The 18441-nt window shown below is 72.4% G+C and carries 10 protein-coding genes; 9 read left to right on the forward strand and 1 reads right to left on the reverse strand.

The annotated features are described in order from the left end of the window. From ACOWU6_RS00730 to ACOWU6_RS00750, 5 genes are all read left to right on the forward strand, one after another. Entirely contained in the window at positions 1-2334 is a 2334-nt protein-coding gene (locus ACOWU6_RS00730) for a glycosyl hydrolase family 95 catalytic domain-containing protein (RefSeq protein ID WP_421074373.1), read from the forward strand. 221 nt (positions 2335-2555) lie between these two features. Next, positions 2556-4601, forward strand: a complete 2046-nt coding sequence (locus ACOWU6_RS00735; protein WP_421074374.1) for a beta-galactosidase — start codon at positions 2556-2558, stop codon at positions 4599-4601. Positions 4602-4676: 75 nt separating this feature from the next. Continuing rightward, positions 4677-5684 (forward strand): LacI family DNA-binding transcriptional regulator, encoded by a 1008-nt coding sequence (locus ACOWU6_RS00740; RefSeq protein ID WP_421074375.1) that lies wholly within the window; start codon positions 4677-4679, stop codon positions 5682-5684. Positions 5685-5789: 105 nt separating this feature from the next. Next, positions 5790-8117, forward strand: coding sequence for an alpha-xylosidase (yicI, locus tag ACOWU6_RS00745; RefSeq protein WP_421074376.1), 2328 nt, complete (start codon positions 5790-5792; stop codon positions 8115-8117). Positions 8118-8293: 176 nt separating this feature from the next. Further along, on the forward strand, positions 8294-11173 hold the full coding sequence (locus ACOWU6_RS00750; protein ID WP_421074377.1) for an endo-1,4-beta-xylanase: 2880 nt from the start codon (positions 8294-8296) through the stop codon (positions 11171-11173). Positions 11174-11595: 422 nt separating this feature from the next. On the opposite strand, the gene ACOWU6_RS00755 is transcribed toward ACOWU6_RS00750, so the two are convergent. Beyond that, a complete protein-coding gene (locus tag ACOWU6_RS00755) occupies positions 11596-12639 on the reverse strand; it encodes a LacI family DNA-binding transcriptional regulator (RefSeq protein WP_324014318.1) in 1044 nt (347 codons plus the stop codon). A 188-nt stretch (positions 12640-12827) separates the two neighbouring features. Here ACOWU6_RS00755 and ACOWU6_RS00760 point away from each other — a divergent pair, with 188 nt between their 5' ends. Genes ACOWU6_RS00760 through ACOWU6_RS00775 form a run of 4 tightly spaced genes read left to right on the forward strand, consistent with a single transcriptional unit; the run spans position 12828 to position 18428 of the window. Beyond that, positions 12828-14105 carry an ABC transporter substrate-binding protein gene (locus ACOWU6_RS00760; RefSeq protein ID WP_271172765.1) on the forward strand — a complete coding sequence of 426 codons (1278 nt, stop codon included), beginning with the start codon at positions 12828-12830 and terminating at the stop codon, positions 14103-14105. Between the two features lie 8 nt (positions 14106-14113). Next, on the forward strand, positions 14114-15106 hold the full coding sequence (locus ACOWU6_RS00765) for a carbohydrate ABC transporter permease (protein WP_421074378.1): 993 nt from the start codon (positions 14114-14116) through the stop codon (positions 15104-15106). After that, a complete protein-coding gene (locus ACOWU6_RS00770; protein WP_374727737.1) occupies positions 15103-15996 on the forward strand; it encodes a carbohydrate ABC transporter permease in 894 nt (297 codons plus the stop codon). The genes ACOWU6_RS00765 and ACOWU6_RS00770 overlap by 4 nt, the downstream gene beginning before the upstream one ends. Before the next feature lie 26 nt (positions 15997-16022). Then, a complete protein-coding gene (locus tag ACOWU6_RS00775) occupies positions 16023-18428 on the forward strand; it encodes a glycoside hydrolase family 3 N-terminal domain-containing protein (protein ID WP_421074379.1) in 2406 nt (801 codons plus the stop codon). Positions 18429-18441 lie beyond the last annotated feature (13 nt).

The following is an 18441-nucleotide window of genomic DNA, read 5'->3' on the forward strand; positions in this document are numbered from 1 at the left end:
ATGACGCCCGACCGCACGACCGACCCCGACGAGACCTCCCGACGCGCGCGCCGGCGCGGTGGCCGGCGGCTCGTCTTCGAGGGGGAGGCGCGCGAGTGGCTCGAGGCCCTTCCTCTCGGCAACGGCCGCATCGGCGCGATGTGCGGAGGCGGCGTGCGGGCCGTGCTGCACCTCAACGAGGAGAGCGTCTGGTCGGGAGCGCCGTGGCGAGACGAGCGGCAGCGTCCGCTCGCGCCGGAGGAATCGCAGCGCCTGCTCGCCGAGGCGCGGCGCGCCGTGCTCGAGGGTCGGCCGCGCGCGGCGGAGGAGCTGCTCCAGCGCCGTCAGTCGGGCTACAGCCAGGCGTTCCTGCCGGTCGGGTCGTTCGTCGTCGGCCCGCGCGCGGGGGAGGATCGGACTCCCGTCGTCCGCGCCCTCGACCTCGGCGCGGCCGTCCACGAGCTGCGCGCGGGCGACCAGACCGCGGAGACCTTCGTGTCGGCGGCCGACGACGTGCTCGTCCACGCGGTGTCCGGCGCCGCCGCGCCGATCGAGCTGTCGTTCTCGACGCCCCTGCGCGAGACGGCGCGCGAGGAGCTCGCCGACGGCTTCGCGGTCCTCCTCGCGGCGCCCCTCGACGTCGCGCCCGGACACGAGCCCGACCTCCCCGCCGCGACGTGGCCCGACGACGGCGAGCGCACGGTGAAGGTCGCCGTCGTCGTCCGCCGCCGGGAGGAGGGGGAGCGGACCGTGTTCGCTCTCGCGATCGAGACCACGTATGCGGGGCCCACGGCCGAGCTCTCGTCGCCCGATGACGCGCTCCGCCGGGCGCACGAGCGCGCCGAGGCCGCCCTCGCGAGCGGATACGAGCGCCTGCGGGCAGCGCACGTCCGCGCGCACGCCGAGCTCTTCGACCGCGTGCGGATCGACCTCGGGCGCGCTCCCGACGCGTCCACCTCCGAGCGTCTCGAGCGCGCGCGCAGCGCAGGCGACGTCGCCGCGGCGGATCCCGATCTCGTCGCGACGCTGTTCGACTACGGCCGGTACCTGCTGATCTCGTCCTCGCGGCCGGGTCGGCTCCCCGCGAACCTGCAGGGTCTGTGGAACGCCGAGATGCGTCCGCCGTGGAGCTCGAACTACACGCTCAACATCAACACCGAGATGAACTGCTGGGCCGCCGAGGTGACCGCTCTTCCGGAGACCGCACAGCCGCTCATCCGCTTCGTCGGCGCCCTCGCCGAGCGCGGCGCGCGGACGGCGGCGATCGACTACGGCGCGCCCGGCTGGGTGGCGCACCACAACAGCGACGCGTGGGCCTTCACCGCCACGGTGGGCGCGGGGCACGGCTCTCCCTGCTGGGCGTTCTGGCCGTTCGCAGGACCGTGGCTCATCCGTCATCTGTCCGAGCACGTCGCGTTCGGCTCCGCGCCGGACGGCTTCGTCGACGGCACGCTCCGCCCGCTCGCCCGCGGCGCGGCGGAGTTCCTCCTCGCCTGGCTCGTCCGCCTGCCCGACGGCTCCCTCGGGACCGCGCCCTCGACATCCCCCGAGAACACCTTCCGGGTGGGCGGCCACGAGGTCGGCGTCGGCGTCACGAGCACGATGGACCTCGCGCTCGCGCGCGAGCTGCTCGGCACCGTCGTGACGCTCGGTCCCGACGACGACCCGCTCGTGGGCGCCGCCCGCGACGCGCTCGACGCGCTGCCCGAGGTCTCGTCGCGTGCGACCGACGAGGGCGTCCTCGAATGGGACGCCGTCGTCGATGAGGTCGACCCGCAGCATCGCCACGTCAGCCATCTCTACCCGCTCTATCCCGGCGATGCGGCCGACGAGGCCTTCGAGCGCGCGGCGGCCGTGACGCTCGACCGCCGCGGGCTCGACTCGACCGGCTGGTCGCTCGCGTGGAAGACGGCGCTCTGGGCGCGCCTCGGGCGCGCGGACCGCGTCGCGGATCTCCTGCGGCTCTTCTTCCGGGACGCGCGCGGGAGCGGCTTCGGCGAGTCGGGCGGACTCTACGCGAACCTCTTCGCGGCGCACCCGCCCTTCCAGATCGACGGGAACCTCGGGTTCGCGGGCGGGTTCGCGGAGTGTCTCCTGCAGAGCCACCGCGGGCGGATCGACCTCCTGCCCGCCGTGCCGACGGCGCTCGCGTCCGGCCGGGTCGCGGGGCTCATCGCGCGGCCGGGGGTCGTCGTCGACATCGCCTGGGCGGATGGCCGTCTCGTGTCCGCGCGCCTGCGCGCGCGAGCCGGGCGGGATGGCGGGATGCGGCTGCGCTGGGGCGGCCGCGAGATCGAGGTCGAGGTGTCGTCGGCGGCCGACACGGTCGTGTCGGCCGCCGACTTCGACGCCTGAGCGCGGGAGTCGGCGCCCGAGCGGTCGGCCCGGGGTTGAAAGGGCGGAAGGGGCGCGCTAGGGTCAAGCGAAGCGCTTCGACAATGGGGTGCGAGAACGTCCGCCGCGACGAGGCCGCGTCTGCGCGCCATCGGCCGAAGGGACCCGTGCCGCAGAGGACCGGGACGCATCGCCTCGTCGCGGCGGCTCGGCCCGCCGACGACGGCGAGGAGGGATCGAGGATGACCGACGGCACGCGCAGCGCGTATGCGCCCGGCATGCTCCTGTTCGGCGGCGACTACAACCCCGAGCAGTGGCCGCGCGAGATCTGGCGGGAGGACATCGCCCTCATGCGGCGCGCGCGGGTGAACACCGTGACGCTCGGCGTGTTCTCCTGGGCGCTGCTCGAGCCGCGCGAGGGCCGGTTCGAGACCGGCTGGCTCGACGAGGTCATCTCCCTGCTCGACGAGGCCGGCATCGGGTTCTTCCTCGCCACGCCGACCGCGTCGCCGCCACCGTGGTTCACGCTCGCGCACCCTGACGCGATGCCCGTCGGGCCCGACGGGGTCGTGCTCTCGCACGGCTCCCGCGACACGTACGCGGTGAGCGCGCCCGCGTACCGCGAGGCGTCCCGGCGGATCGCGCGGATGCTCGGCGAGCGATACGGACGCCATCGCGGCCTGCGGGGATGGCACATCCACAACGAGTACGGGACGCTCGACTACGGGCCGCATGCGGCGCGCGCCTTCCGCGCCTGGCTGCGGAGGCGCTACGGCGATCTCGACGCGCTGAACGCCGCGTGGGGCACCGCGTTCTGGTCGCAGCGCTACGGGACGTGGGAGGAGATCCTCCCTCCGCGAGCCACGCAGTACCTGCACAGCCCCGCGCTCCTCATCGACTTCCGGCGGTTCTCCTCCGACGAGATGCTCGCGGCGTTCGAGGAGCAGAAGGCGGAGATCCGCGCGGCCGGCTCGTCCGCTCCCGTCACGACGAACTTCATGCTGCCCACCTGGAACCACCTCGAGCAGTGGTCGTGGTCCGCCGCGCAGGACATCGTGTCGATCGACCACTACCTGGACACGACCGGCCCGGACGGCGAGGCGCACGTGGCCTACGGCGCGGACCTCACCCGGTCATGGGCGGGCGGGCCCTGGGTGCTCATGGAGCAGAACGCGCGCGGCATCCGCGTGGGCGATCGCACGCACGCCAAGACGGCCGATCGGATGATCCGCAACTCCCTCGGCTACATCGCGCGCGGCTCGCAGAGCTCGCTCTTCTTCCAGTGGCGGCAGAGCGCGGCGGGAGCCGAGCAGTGGCACGGCGCGCTCGTGCCGCACGGGGGCGGCGACTCGCCGCTGTTCGAGCCCGTGGTCGAGCTCGGCCGGATCCTCGAGGCCATCGGCGAGGTCGCGGAGCCCCCGGCCGATGGCCTGGTCGTCCCGGCCGAGGTGGGGATCGTGTGGCACGCCGACGGCTGGTGGGCGCTCGAGACGCCGCACCTGCCCAACGACGCCCTGTCGTACTCCGACGAGGTGCGGGCGACGCACCGCGCGCTCTGGCGGAAGGGCATCGCGACGGAGTTCGTGCGGCCGGGCGGGGAGGTCTCGCACCTGCGCCTGCTCGTGGTGCCCGCGCTGTACGCCATGGCGCGGGAGACCGTCGGATGGCTCGAGGGGTTCGTGCGCGCGGGCGGGCGCCTCGTCGTCACGACGCCGTCCGGGTTCGCGGACGAGAGCCTCCGGATCGGCGCTGGCCGCTACCCTGCCCTGCTGAGCGACCTCCTGGGCGCGGGCGCGGACGAGATCGTGCCGCTCGAGCCGGGCGCGGGGGTCGCGATCGAGGGCGGCCTGCGTGCGGAGGAGTGGACGGAGCGCCTGCATGCGTCGGATGCGCGCGTCCTCGCGCGCTACGTCGACGGCCCGCTCGCGGGGCACGCCGCCATCACCGAGGCCGAGCGGGGCGCGGGGACGGCGGTCTACGTGTCGGCCCGGCTCGCTCAGGAATCCCGCGACATCCTGCTCGCGGAGCTCGCGCAGCGCGCGGGCGCGCGCGAGACGGTCGCGGGCGCCGCAGCGCTCGGCGTCGAAGCCGTGAGGCGGCGCGGGGCGCGGGCGGACTTCCTCTTCCTCCTGCACCACGGCGCCGAGCCGGTGCGGGTGCGCGGCGAGGCGCGCGAGCTCATCCGCGCGAGCGACCTCTCGCGCGGGCTCACGCTCGATCCGGGAGCGAGCGCCGTCCTGCGCGTCGCGCGCGGAGCGGAGGTGGAGATCGAGCGGATGGTCGGGTGATGATGGGAGTTGCAGGGCCCTGTCCTCGCGGATAGGATCGCGGGACAGTCGAAGCGCTTAGACAACGGAGTGAAGATGGCGACGATCAACGAGGTGGCGAAGCTCGCCGGCGTGTCGATCAGCACGGTCTCGTACGCCCTCTCCGGCAAGCGCACGATCTCGCGCTCGACGCGCGAGCGGATCGACCAGGCCATCGCCGAGCTCGACTACCAGCCGCACGCCGCCGCGCGCATCCTCGCCGGGGCCCGGACGCAGATCCTCGCCCTCAGCGCACCGCTGCGCGCCGACGGACACCTGCCGACGCACATGCGGTTCACCTCCGCGGTCGTCGAGGCCGCGCGCGGGCGCGACTACGACGTGCTGCTGCTCGCTCGCGACGACGAGGTGAACGGCATCCGGAGGGTGAGCGCGAGCTCCCTCGTCGACGGCGTCGTGATGATGGGCGTCGCCGAGGATGACGAGCGGCTTCCGATCGTCCGCGCGGGGCGCATCCCCGCTGCGCTCATCGGCATCTCCGAGCACGCGCAGGGGGTCGCCTGCGTCGACTTCGACTTCGAGACGGCGGCGCGCGACGCCATCGCGCGGCTCGCGGATGCGGGGCATCGCGTCGTGGGCATGATCGGCCACCCGCACAGCTTCGTGGATCGGCGCGCGGGGTTCATCGGGCGCTTCGATCACGCTCTCGAGCAGGCCGCTCAGGAGCGGGGCGTCCGTCTCGTTCGTCAATGGGCGGGCATCGAGCGGGGGACGGGTGCGGAGGCGGTCAACCTCATCCTCGGGGCGGCCCCCGACGTCACGGCGATCGTGTTCCACTGCAACGAGCCGGTCGTGGAGGAGGCGCTGCGGCGCCTGGACGAGCGCGGGCTGCGCGTCCCGCACGACATCTCCCTCCTCGCAGCCGCGGCGAGCTACGACCCCGGGCGGCTCGAGCACCGGCTGAGCGGAACGACGCTTCCCATCGAGGAGATGGGGAGGATCGCCGTCGAGGGCATGCTCGCGGCGGTCGAGGGCGTCGTGCCGGGCCCGCCGCTCCTGCTCCCGCCCGCGTTCATCGACCGCAGCTCGATCGCGCCGCCCGCCTGAGGCGCGCCGCACCGTTGCGCGCCCGCGCGCCCGCCATCGAAGCGCTTCGAGAATTTCTCATCCACTCCGCCCGCCGACGGGCGTCACGACAGGAGCATCCCGGCTATGAAGTTCACCGACGGGTTCTGGCAGCTGCGTCAGGGCGTCGACGCCCTCTACGGGCGCGAGGCGTACGACGTCTGGTCCGACGGGCGCACGCTGAACGCGACCGTGCCGACGAAGGTCATCGAGCGCCGCGGCGACACCCTGAACCGCGCGACGCTCACGGTCTCGCTGCACTCGCCGCTGCCCGGGGTGATCGGCGTGCGCATCGAGCACCACCAGGGCGGCCGAGGCGAGGTCTCGTTCGACCTCGTCGGCGCCGAGGACGGGCACGGCGACGTCGTCGTGGACGACGCGGCCGGCAGCATCACGAGCGGCCGCATCCGCGCGACCATCACCCGTGGAGCTCCGTGGAGCCTCGTCTTCCACGATGTCGAGACCGGGCGGGTGCTCACGTCGAGCGGCGAGAAGTCGCTCGGCTACATCCGCCTCGCCCCGGACGCCGCGGTCGAACGGGGGCCGCTCGGCGCGACGGGAGCCGGCGCCTACGTCCATGAGCAGCTGGCCCTCGACGTCGGCGAGCTCATCTACGGGCTGGGCGAGCGATTCGGGCCCCTCGTGAAGAACGGCCAGACGGTCGACATCTGGAACGCCGACGGCGGCACCTCGAGCGAGCAGGCGTACAAGAACGTCCCGTTCCATCTCTCGAGCCGGGGATACGGCGTGCTCGTGGATCACCCGGGCCACGTCTCCTACGAGGTCGGGTCGGAGGCCGTCGAGCGCGTGCAGTTCTCGGTCGCGGGCGAGTCCCTCAGCTACTACGTCTTCGCGGGCGGCGACCCCGCCGGCGTGATCGAGCGCTACACGGCGCTGACCGGGCGCCCGGCTCGCCTGCCCGCGTGGTCGTACGGCCTGTGGCTCACGACGAGCTTCACGACCGACTACGACGAGGCGACCGTGACGCGCTTCATCGAGGGGATGGCCGAGCGCGACATCCCGCTCGGCACGTTCCACTTCGACTGCTTCTGGATGCGCGAGTTCAACTGGTGCGACTTCGAGTGGGACCCGCGCGTGTTCCCGGATCCCGAAGGGCTGCTCGGCCGTCTGCACGAGCGCGGGCTGCGCGTGTGCGTCTGGATCAATCCGTACATCGCCCAGCGCTCGCCGCTCTTCGCGGAGGGCAAGGAGAAGGGCTACTTCGTCACGCGGCGCGACGGCTCGGTCTGGCAGTGGGATCTGTGGCAGGCGGGCATGGCGCTCGTCGACTTCACGAACCCCGAGGCGACGGCGTGGTACCAGGACCATCTGCGGCGGCTCATCCGCCAGGGCGTCGACTGCTTCAAGACCGACTTCGGCGAGCGCATCCCGCTCGAGATCGACTACTTCGACGGCTCGAGCCCCGAGCGGATGCACAACCTCTACACCCAGCGCTACAACGAGGCCGTGTTCGAGGTGCTCGAGGCCGAGCGCGGCGAGGGCGAGGCCGTGCTGTTCGCGCGGTCGGCGACCGCCGGCGGCCAGCGGATGCCCGTGCACTGGGGCGGCGACAACACGTCGTCGTTCGCGTCGATGGCCGAGAGCCTCCGCGGCGGCCTCTCGCTCTCGCTCAGCGGCTTCGGCTTCTGGAGCCACGACATCGGCGGATTCGAGGGCATGCCCGACCCCGCGGTCTTCAAGCGCTGGCTCGCGTTCGGGCTCCTCTCGAGCCACAGCCGCCTGCACGGATCCACGAGCTACCGGGTGCCGTGGCTGTTCGACGAGGCGGAGGGGCGCGATGAGGCCGATGCCGAGAGCGCGGTCTCGGTCGCCCGCCGGTTCACGCGCCTCAAGCTCGCGCTCATGCCGTACCTGCACGCGGCCGGACTCGAGGCGCATCGCACCGGCACGCCGGTCATGCGGCCCATGCCGCTCGCGTTCCCCGGCGATCCCGCGACCGCGTACCTCGACCGGCAGTACATGCTCGGGCCGGACCTGCTCGTCGCGCCCGTGTTCTCGGCGGACGGCGCCGTGGATCTCTACCTGCCCGCGGGGGAGTGGACGAGCCTTCTCACGGGTGAGACGGTGAGCGGCGGATGGCGCCGCGAGACCCACGCGTTCGACAGCGTGCCGCTGTACGTCCGCCCCGGCGCCGTCGTGCCGGTCGGCGCGCGCGACGACACGACCGACTACGACTACCTCGACGACCTCACGCTGCGGGTCGCGCCGGGCGGAGCGGACGGCGAGAGCGCCCTCACGGTGACCGCGGCGGATGGCCGGACGGCGCGCTTCCGCGTCGAGCGCGCGCAGGGATCCGTCCGCATCTCCTCCGAGGAGGTCGTCGCCTTCTCGATCGGCGCGATCGGCGGCGAGACCGTCCGCGCGTCCGACGGGGTCGCCGAGCTCGCCCTCTGACCTGGCGGCCGCGCGGTCCCGTCGCACGAGGAGCGGTCCTCCGCAGACGCATGAGGGCATCGATATCGATAACGATTTCGCAACGCTAAGTTTGGGATCGCAACTTTTCCTTGCGCGGATCGCACGGCGTCCACCAGCCTGGGTGCCGACCATCCGTCCCGCGCAAAGGAGCGTGCATGATGCCCTCACCCCTTCGCAGACGCCGACGCGGCGTGCTCGCCGCGCTTGCCGCGTCGCTGCTCGCCACCTCGGTCCTTGCGGCTGTCCCCGCCGCCGCCGAGGAGGCGCCCCCCGCGATCGCGACCGACTTCGAGAGCGGTCTCGACGGCTGGGCGCCGCGCGACAGCGGATCCGGCGCGCCGACCGTCACCGTGACCGACGCCGATGCCCACGCGGGGGTCGGTGCCGCGCTCATCGCGGACCGCACCTCGCAGGGCAGCGGGATCATCCGCGATGTGACGGGCGTGCTCATCCCCGGCGAGACGTACGACCTCACGGCCTGGGTGCGCTTCGCGCCCGGACAGCCCGCCGACGCCGTGTGGGCGAGCATGGCGCGGACGACCGCGGGCGCGACGAGCTACGACACGATCGCGCAGCACGCCGCAGCGACCGACACGGGCTGGACGCAGCTCAGTGCGCGGTTCACGATGGGCGCCGCCGAGAGCGCGCAGCTGTACTTCGAGACGGCGTACGGCGGCACGAACACCTCCGACCTCCTCGTCGACGACATCGTCGTCACGCCGGTCGGCGACCCGCAGGTCGAGGATGCGGTCCCGCTGAAGGACACGGTCGACTTCCCCGTCGGCGTCGCGATCGACAGCCGAGAGACGACGGGCGCGGCAGCGGAGCTCCTCACGCGGCACTTCGACCAGATCACGCCCGAGAACCACATGAAGCCCGAGGCCTGGTACGACGCGGACCGCGTGTTCACGCCGCATCCTGAGGCGATCGCTCTCATGGACTTCGCGCGAGATGAGGGCCTGCGGCTCTACGGCCACGTGCTCGTCTGGCACGGCCAGACCCCGGCCTGGTTCTTCGAGCACGACGACGGCACGCCGCTCACGAACTCGGAAGCCGATCAGGCCATCCTCGCCGAGCGCATGCGCACGCACATCTTCGCGGTCGCCGAGTACCTCTCGTCCGGATGGGGCGCGTTCGGAGCGGAGAACCCGCTTGTCGCGCTCGACGTCGTCAACGAGGTCATCGACGACGGCGCGCAGTACGCCGACGGCATGCGCCGCAGCCGCTGGTACGACGTGCTCGGCGAGGAGTTCGTCGACCTCGCGTTCCAGTACGCCGACGAGGCGTTCAACCACGTGTACGCCGCGGACGGCGCCGACCGCCCGGTCACGCTCTTCATCAACGACTACAACACCGAGCAGGCGGGCAAGCAGGACCGATACGCGGCGCTCGTCGACCGCCTTCTCGCGCGCGGCGTGCCGGTGGACGGCGTGGGGCATCAGTTCCACGTGTCGCTGTCGACGCCCGTCTCCGCGCTCGCCGGCGCGCTCGACCGGTTCGCCGACGTGGGGGTGACGCAGGCCGTCACCGAGCTCGACGTGACGACCGGCACGCCGGTCACGGACGCGCTGCTCGTCGACCAGGGCTACTACTACCGCGCCGTCTTCGACGCGTTCCGCGAGCGTGCGGGCGAGCTGTTCTCCGTGTCGGTCTGGGGTCTCACCGACGGACGCTCGTGGCGCGTGGACTCGGGGGCGCCCCTCCTGTTCGACGACGCCCTGCAGGCGAAGCCCGCGTTCCACGGGGCCGCCGGGGGAGAGCTGCCGCCGCCGGCGCGCAGCGCGTCGGTCTTCCAGGGTGCGGTGCCGCTCGACGCGGATGCCGCCTCGGATGTCGCCTGGCGCCAGCTCCCTCTGTACGAGGCGGGTGATGCCGCGCGCTTCCAGCTGCGCTGGGACGCCGACCGGCTGACCGTGTATGTCGAGGTCGACGACACCACGCCGGGCGACGATCGCGTGGTGCTCTCCTGGAACGACGAGACAGCGGATGTCCCGCGCGGGGGAGGCGCCGAGGTCGAAGCGGTGGTCTCGGAGACGGCGACGGGGTACGCCGTGGTCGCGGCGCTGCCGCTCGCGGCCGCCGAGGGCGACAGTGTCCTGTTCGACGTGCGCGTCGTGGATGACGGATCGCCGCGCGGCGGCTGGAGCGCCGAGGGCACGCAGGGCTCGCTCGCGCTCGTCGGCCCTCTCGCGTACGCCGAGGTCCCTGAGGCCGCGTCGGCGCCCGTGATCGACGGTGCGCCGGACGACGTCTGGGCGGACGCCGCGACGGTCGCGACGGACATCCAGGTCGACGGCGAGGCGGGTGCGACCGCCCAGGCGCGGCTCCTCTGGCGGGACGACGTGCTGTACGTCCGCGCCGAGGTCGCCGACCCGGTGGTCGACGTCAGCGGCGTGGACCCCTGGATCCAGGACTCGGTCGAGATCTACGTCGACGCCGGCAACGCCAAGAACGGCGCCTACCGTGCGCAGGACATGCAGCTGCGCGTGAACGCCGACGGCGTCGTCTCCTTCGGCACCGGCGACGAGGCCGCGCAGGATGCGCGCACGGACACCGCAGCCGCGCGGACCGAGACGGGCTACGTCGTCGAGGCGGCGATCCGCCTCGATGGCGCGGGTGGGCCGGGCACCTTCCAGGGCCTCGACGTCCAGGTGAACGACGCGGCCGCCGGTGCCCGCACGGCCATCCGCAACTGGGCCGACCCGACGGGGCTGGGCTACCAGTCGACCGCGCGCTGGGGTGTCGTCCAGCTCGTCGCCGCGCCGCAGGAGCCGTCGATCACGGTGCCCGCCGGTGCCCAGGCGGGGGCGGAGACTGTCGTCACGGTCACCGGCGCCGCGCCGGGTGAGATGGTCGAGGTCAGTGCCGCGCGCGGCGAGGGACGCACGGGCGAGGTGATCGGCACGGCGGCGGCCGACGCGCGCGGCGTCGCGGAGGTGACGGTCGCCCTCCCGGACCGCCCCGGCGTGTGGCAGCTGACTGCGAGCGCGGACGGCGACATCCTCGCCCAGACGCGGGTGAAGCTCAGTCGCTGAGCGGCGGCGGCTGACTCGCGGAGAGCGGGTGGCCGACCCGTTGAGTGGCGGCGAGAGCGGGCGGGGCGTCGACGGCGTCCCGCCCGCTTCCGTGTCTCACACGCGGTCGGAATCCGCGCGGGTTTCCCGCCCGGCGTGAGACACGCTGAGGGAGTGATCCCGGCGACGGTGTTCGCATGTCTCACGCGCGGTGGGTATGGGCGCCTCTTTCCCACGCCGAGCGAGACATGCAACCGGGGTGGCGCCCGCGTGTCTCATGTTCCGCGGGATACGGCGCCCGGTTCCCACGCCAAGTGAGACATGCAACCGGGGTGGCGCCCGCGTGTCTCAGGCGTGGCGGGAAACGGCCCCCGGTTCCCACGACGAGTGAGACATGCAACCGGGGTGCCGGTGACTGCCACGCGGGCAGGGGCGGGCGGGAGCTAGCGGGCGGGCGCGGTGGATGCCCGGATGACGAGCTGGGCGGGCATCCGGACATGAGCGTCGCTCGCGTCATCGCCGCCGTCGAGCTTGCCGAGCAGGATCCGCACGGCGGCGGCGCCCATCTCACGCAGAGGCTGCCGGATGGTCGTCAGCGGCGGCTCATGCGAGGCGGCGGCGGGGATGTCGTCGAAGCCGACGACCGACAGATCGTCGGGGACGGAGATCCCGTGCGCGCGTGCGATCTCGATCGTGCGGATGGCCGAGAGATCGTTCGCCGCGAACACGGCCGTCGGCGGGTCGGCGAGCGACAGGAGCTGCTCGGCGGCAGGTGTCGACTCCTCGGATCGATACCCGCCGTCGACCACGAGCGCGGGGTCGAATGCGATGCCGGCCTCCGCGAGGGCCGTCCGGTAACCCTCCTCGCGCAGGCGGGCGGACTCCAGGTCGCGGCGACCGCGGACGTGCGCGATCCGCCTGTGACCGAGCTCGATGAGATGACGGGTCGCGGCGATCGCCCCTTCGAGGTTGTCGCTGTCGACGGTCGTCGCGCCCGCGGGGCCGGTGTGCGGGTCGATCGCGACGACCGGCACGCTGGCGGATGGTGCCTCGACGGTCGGCGTCACGATGATGGCGCCGTCGATGAGCGTGCCGCCCAGGCGGGAGAGGGAGCGGCGCTCCCAGCCCTCATGCTGCCCCTCGGTCGGCCCCGAGAGGCTTCCCGCGTACGAGAGCAGGTCGTAGCCCGTGCCCTGCAGGGCCTCGGAGATCCCCTCGAGAAGAGAGAGCGCGAAGGGCTCGAACTCCGCGACGAGCACGCCGATGACGTGCGTGCGGCCGCGCCGGAGCGAGGCGGCGATGAGCGACGACTCGTAGCCGAGCTCCGTGACCACGCGCAGCACGTGCGCCGAGGTCTTGGCCGAGACGCCGTACCGCCCGTTGATCACCTTCGAGACGGTCGACACCGACACGCCGGCCACACGCGCGACATCATGGATGGTCGCGCGGCCGCTCGGCGCGGCCTCCGGGGTCGGCGGGAACGTCACGCGTCAACGCTACTGCCGGACGGCCCCGGATGGCGGTCGGACACGGCCGTGTTTCAATCGTTATCGAAAACGATGTCGATAACGATTGACAATTTGTCGTGAGCGATGACATTCTCGTCTTCGCGGGGCGACCGTCGATGTCCGACGGATGCCCGGGATGTTCCCACTCGAGGACGAGGAGAGACGCGATGAGAGCACACAGGATCCTGACGATCGCAGCCGTCGCCGGCGCGGTGGCCCTGACGGGCTGCGCGGGCGGCAGCGGCGGCGGGGACGACGGGGACGTCACGATGACGCTCTGGCACAACTCGACCACCGGACCCGGCAAGCAGTACTGGGAGGACGCGGCCGCCGCGTTCGAGGCCGAGAACGAAGGGGTCACGATCGACGTCCAGTCGATCCAGAACGAGGACATGGATGGCCGCCTGCAGACTGCCGTGAACTCGGGCGACATGCCCGACCTCTTCATGGCGCGCGGCGGCGGCAAGCTCGCGGATGTCGTCGAGGCCGGAGCGGTCAAGGACCTCTCCGACCTCATCTCGGACGAGGTCCGCGCCGACTACGGCGACGGCGTGTTCGATGCCTTCACGATCGACGGCGCGACCTATGGCGTCCCCACGGCGGTGCTGCCCGGCGGCATCTTCTACAGCCAGGACCTCTTCGCCGACGCGGGCGTCGAGCCGGCCGGCACGATGGACGAGCTCGTCGACGCGACCGAGAAGCTCAAGGAGACGGGCGTCGCCCCGATCGCGCTCGGCGCGATGGACGCCTGGCCGGCAGCGCACTGGTACTACTTCTTCGCGCTGCGCGAGTGCAGCCAGGAGGTCATGTCGGAGATCGCGACGACGCTCGACTTCTCGGACGACTGCTGGCTCGCCGCAGGCGAGGACCTCGCCGACTTCGCCGAGACCCAGCCGTTCAACGAGGGCTACCTGACGACCTCGGCGCAGCAGGGCGCCGGCTCGTCGGCGGGCCTGCTCGCCAACCACCAGGCGGCCATGGAGCTCATGGGCGGGTGGGACGTGGGCGTCATCGCCTCGCTCACCCCCGACCAGAAGCCCCTCGCCGACCTGAGCTGGTTCCCGTTCCCGGCGGTCGACGGCGGTGACGGCGACCCGACGGCCATGATGGGCGGCGTCGACGGGTACTCGTGCTCGGTCGACTCGCCGTCGGCCTGCGAGGACTTTCTCAACTTCATCGCATCGCAGGAGTGGCAGGAGAAGTACGCCGAGGCGTACCAGACGATCCCCGCCTCGAAGGCCGCTCAGGGCGCGGTCACCGACCCGGCCCTGCAGCCGCTCATGGAGGCATACAACGAGGCCGCGTACGTCACGGTGTGGCTCGACACGCTGCTCGGCCAGAGCGTCGGCAACGCGCTCAACACGGCGGTCGTCGAGCTGCTCTCCGGCAACGGCTCGCCCGAGGGCATCGTCGAGGCCGTCGAGGGCGCGGCGGCGCGCGGCTGAGGAACGTCATGAGCTCCTCCCTCATCGAGGTGCCCCCGGCGGCCGACGCTCCCGCGTCGGCCGCCGGGCGGCCCGCCCGAGCGCGTCGCGGCGCCGCGGACTGGCGCAAGCGCGGCGAGATCGCGCTCCTCGCCGGTCCGGCGGTCGTCGTCTTCCTCGCGTTCGTCATCTTCCCCGTGCTGATGGCGGCCTACTACGGCTTCTTCAGCTGGAAGGGGTTCGGCCCGCCCACGAACTTCATCGGGCTGCAGAACTACATCACGATCCTGCAGGACCCGACGTTCCGCGACGCCGTGATCCACAACGGCGTCATCGTGATCGCGTCGCTCGTGCTGCAGGGGCCCCTGGCCATCCTGTTCGCCCTTCTGCTCAACCAGCGGATCCGCGGGCGGTCGATCATCCGCGTCCTCATCTTCGTCCCGTACGTCATCGCCGAGGTGGTGGTCGGAACCGGATGGAGCCTCATGCTCCAGGACGCGGGCGCGGTCAACAGCCTGCTCGGGAAGCTCGGCATCGAGGGTGCGTCGTGGATCGCCGATCCGGCGCTCGCGATGTGGACGCTCATCCTCATCATCACGTGGAAGTACATCGGCTTCGCGGTCATCCTCATGCTCGCCGGCCTGCAGGGCATCCCCGAGGAGCTGTACGAGGCCGCCGCGATCGACGGCGCGTCGTTCTGGCAGATCCAGCTGCGGATCACCCTGCCGCTGCTCGGGCCGACCATCCGCATCTGGGCGTTCCTGTCGATCATCGGATCGCTGCAGCTGTTCGACCTCGTCAACATCATCTGGGGCCAGTACGTCTCCGCGACGGCCGGCACCTCGACCATGGCGACGTACATGTACCTCAACGGCCACATGGCGGGCAACTACGGCTTCGGCAACGCGGTCGCCGTCGTGCTGTTCGTCATCTCGCTCGTGGTCGCGCTCGTCTACCAGCGCTTCGTGCTGCGACGCGACACGGAAGGCGCCCTCACGGGCGGGAAGGAGCGGAGGAAGTGAGCTCGACCACCCTCCTCGTCGTGCCGTCGGCACGCCGGCGGCGCCGCGTCGACAGCGGCATCGCACGCCGCCCCGGCGACGGCAGCCGCGCGATCACCTACCTCTGCGCGGTGGTTCTCATCGCCATCTGCATGGGGCCGGTCCTCTACATCGTGCTCGGCGGCTTCCGCACGAACTCGCAGATCACCGCCGACCCATCGGGCTTCCCCGCCCCGTGGGTCGTGACGAACTACACCGAGGTGCTCGCGAGCGGCACCTTCTGGCAGGCCATGGCGAGCTCGACCATCACGGCCCTCGCCACGACCGCGGGTGTGGTCGCCCTCGGGCTCATGGCGAGCTACGTCATCGCGCGCTACGACTTCATGGGGAAGGGCGCGCTGTACGCGCTCTTCGCCGCGGGACTCATGTTCCCCGTCACGGTCGCGATCACGCCGCTCTACCTGCTCGTGCGCAGCCTCGGCCTGACGAACAGCCTGCTCGGCGTCATCCTGCCGCAGATCGCCTTCGCCCTGCCGACGACGATCATCATCCTCGTGCCGTTCCTGCGGGCCATCCCCGCGGAGATCGAGGAGGCGGCCTCCATCGACGGGGCGAGCCGACTCGGCTTCTTCTTCCGGATGGTGCTGCCGCTGAGCCTCCCCGGCGTCATCACGACGGGCATCCTCGCCTTCATCGGGTCGTGGAACGGGTACATGCTGCCGCTGTTCATCCTGAGCGACCCGAACCTCTTCACGCTGCCCCTCGGCGTGCAGAACTTCGCGTCGCAGTACTCCGTCGACACGGCGCGCGTGCTCGCGTTCACGTCGCTGTCGATGCTGCCCGCGCTCATCTTCTTCAGCCTCTTCGAACGCCGCATCGTCGGCGGCCTCAGCGGGGCGGTCAAGGGATGACCGCCCCCGGATCCGCAGGGAACGCCATGACCGAACTGCCCCCTCTGCCCGTCGTGTCCGAGCGCGTGAGCGCTCTCCTCGAGCGCATGACGCTCGAGGAGAAGCTCGCCCAGCTCGTCGGCTACTGGCTCGACCGCGGAGGCGAGGTCGTGGCGCCGATGCAGGGCGAGATGGCCGGCGACGATGCGGGAGCGACTCTCGCCGAGATCACGCGCGACGGCATCGGCCACTACACGCGCGTGTACGGCACGCGGCCCGTCGACCCGGCCCAGCGCGCCGCGTGGCTGTGGGCGGAGCAGCGGCGGCTGAAGGCCGAGACCCGCCTCGGGATCCCCGCGATCGTCCACGAGGAGTGCCTCACCGGGCTCGCCGCGTGGAAGGCCGCGACCTTCCCGACGCCGCTCGCGTGGGGCGCGTCGTTCGATCCCGACCTCGTCGCCGAGATGGGCGCCGCGATCGGCGACACGATGCGCGAGCTCGGGATCCACCAGGGGCTCGCGCCCGTGCTCGACGTCATCGCCGACCCGCGCTGGGGGCGCGTCGACGAGTGCATCGCCGAGGACCCGTACCTCGTCGGCACGGTCGGCACCGCCTACGTGCGCGGGCTGCAGAGCGCGGGCGTGCATGCGACGCTCAAGCACTTCCTCGGCTACTCGGCGTCGAAGGCGGGGCGCAATCACGCGCCCGTCTCGGCGGGGCCGCGAGAGCTCGCCGACGTCTACCTGCCCCCGTTCGAGATGGCGCTCCGCGACGGCGGCGCCCGATCGGTGATGAACAGCTACACCGACATCGACGGCGAGCCCGTCGCGGCGCATCTCGGACTGCTCACGACCGTCCTGCGGGACGAGCTCGGCTTCGACGGCGTCGTCGTCTCGGACTACTTCTCGGTCGCGTTCCTCGAGGTCATGCACGGCGTCGCGGCTGACCGCGGCGAAGCCGCCGTCCAGGCGCTCCGGGCCGGCATCGACGTCGAGCTGCCCGCGGGCGACGCCTATCTCGCGCCGCTGGCCGAGCAGGTGCGGTCGGGCGGGATCGACATCCGCTTCGTCGACCGCGCCGTGCTGCGGGTGCTCGCGCAGAAGGAGGAGCTGGGCCTCCTCGACGAGGACGCCTTCTCTGACGAGCCGCCCGTCGAGATCGACGTGGACTCGCCGCGACACCGCGCGATCGCCCGGCGTCTCGCCGCGGAGTCGATCGTCCTCCTCCGCGACGAGGGAGCGGTGCCGCTTCCCGCCGCCGCGCGCCGCGTCGCCGTGATCGGCCCCAACGCCGACCGCGCCGAGGCGCTGCAGGGCTGCTACTCGTTCGCGAACCACGTCCTCGCGCATCACCCGGACCATCCGCTCGGATTCGAGATCCCGACCGTGCGCGAGGCTCTCGCCGCGGCGCTCCCGCAGGCGGAGATCGTGCACGCGCGCGGCTGCGAGGTCGAGGGCGATGACCGCTCGGGCTTCGCGGAGGCCGTCGAGCTCGTGCGCTCGGCGGATGTCGCGGTCGTCGTCACGGGCGATCAGGCCGGACTGTTCGGGCGCGGCACGGTCGGCGAGGGCAACGACGTCGAGTCGCTCGACCTGCCTGGCCCCCAGCGCGCGCTCGTCGAGGCCGCGGTCGCGACCGGCACGCCCGTCGTGCTCGTGCTCCTCACCGGCCGCCCGTATGCGATCGAGTGGGCGCTCGACGCGGAGACCGCGCCCGCCGCTGTCCTGCAGGCGTTCTTCCCCGGAGAGGGCGGCGGGCTCGCGATCGCCGACGTCCTCACGGGGGCGTCCGCCCCGTCGGGACGTCTGCCGGTGTCGCTTCCGCGCTCGACCGGCGCGCAGCCGTACCGCTACCTGCACCCGCGTCTGGGCGGCCCGTCCGACGTGACGTCGACCGACTCGACGCCGCTGCGTCCGTTCGGCTTCGGCCTGACCGGGACCACGTTCGCCTACGCCGACCTCGAGGTCGACGCCGCGGCGCCGACCGACGGCCTGATCCGCGCGGCCGTGACCGTCACGAACACGGGCGAGCGCGCAGGGGTGGACGTCGTCCAGCTCTACGGGCGCGACGTCGTCGGATCGATCGCGCGCCCCGTGGCGCAGCTGCTCGGCTACGCGCGCGTCGCGCTCGAGCCCGGCGCGTCCGCGCGCGTCGTGTTCGACGTGCCCGCTCAGCGCTTCGCGTTCAGCGACCGCCGTCTCGTCCGCGTCGTCGAGCCCGGCGACGTCGAGCTGTGGGTCGCGGCTCACGCCGAGGCGTCGTCTGTCCGCGCCGACGGCGACGGCTCGATCAGCAGCACGCGGGCGCGGGTCGAGCGGACGCTCCCGGGCGACGCGACCGCGCGCGCGACCGTCGTGCTCACGGGCGACGTGCACGAGGTCACGGCCGCGGACCCCCGGCTCGTCGAGGTGCGTGTCGACGCCCTCGAGCCGGCCGAGGCACCCGTCAGCTGAGCGCTCCCGCGGT

The sequence above is a fragment of the Microbacterium sp. SA156 genome, from assembly GCF_049065455.1.
Classification (GTDB): Bacteria; Actinomycetota; Actinomycetes; order Actinomycetales; family Microbacteriaceae; genus Microbacterium; species Microbacterium barkeri.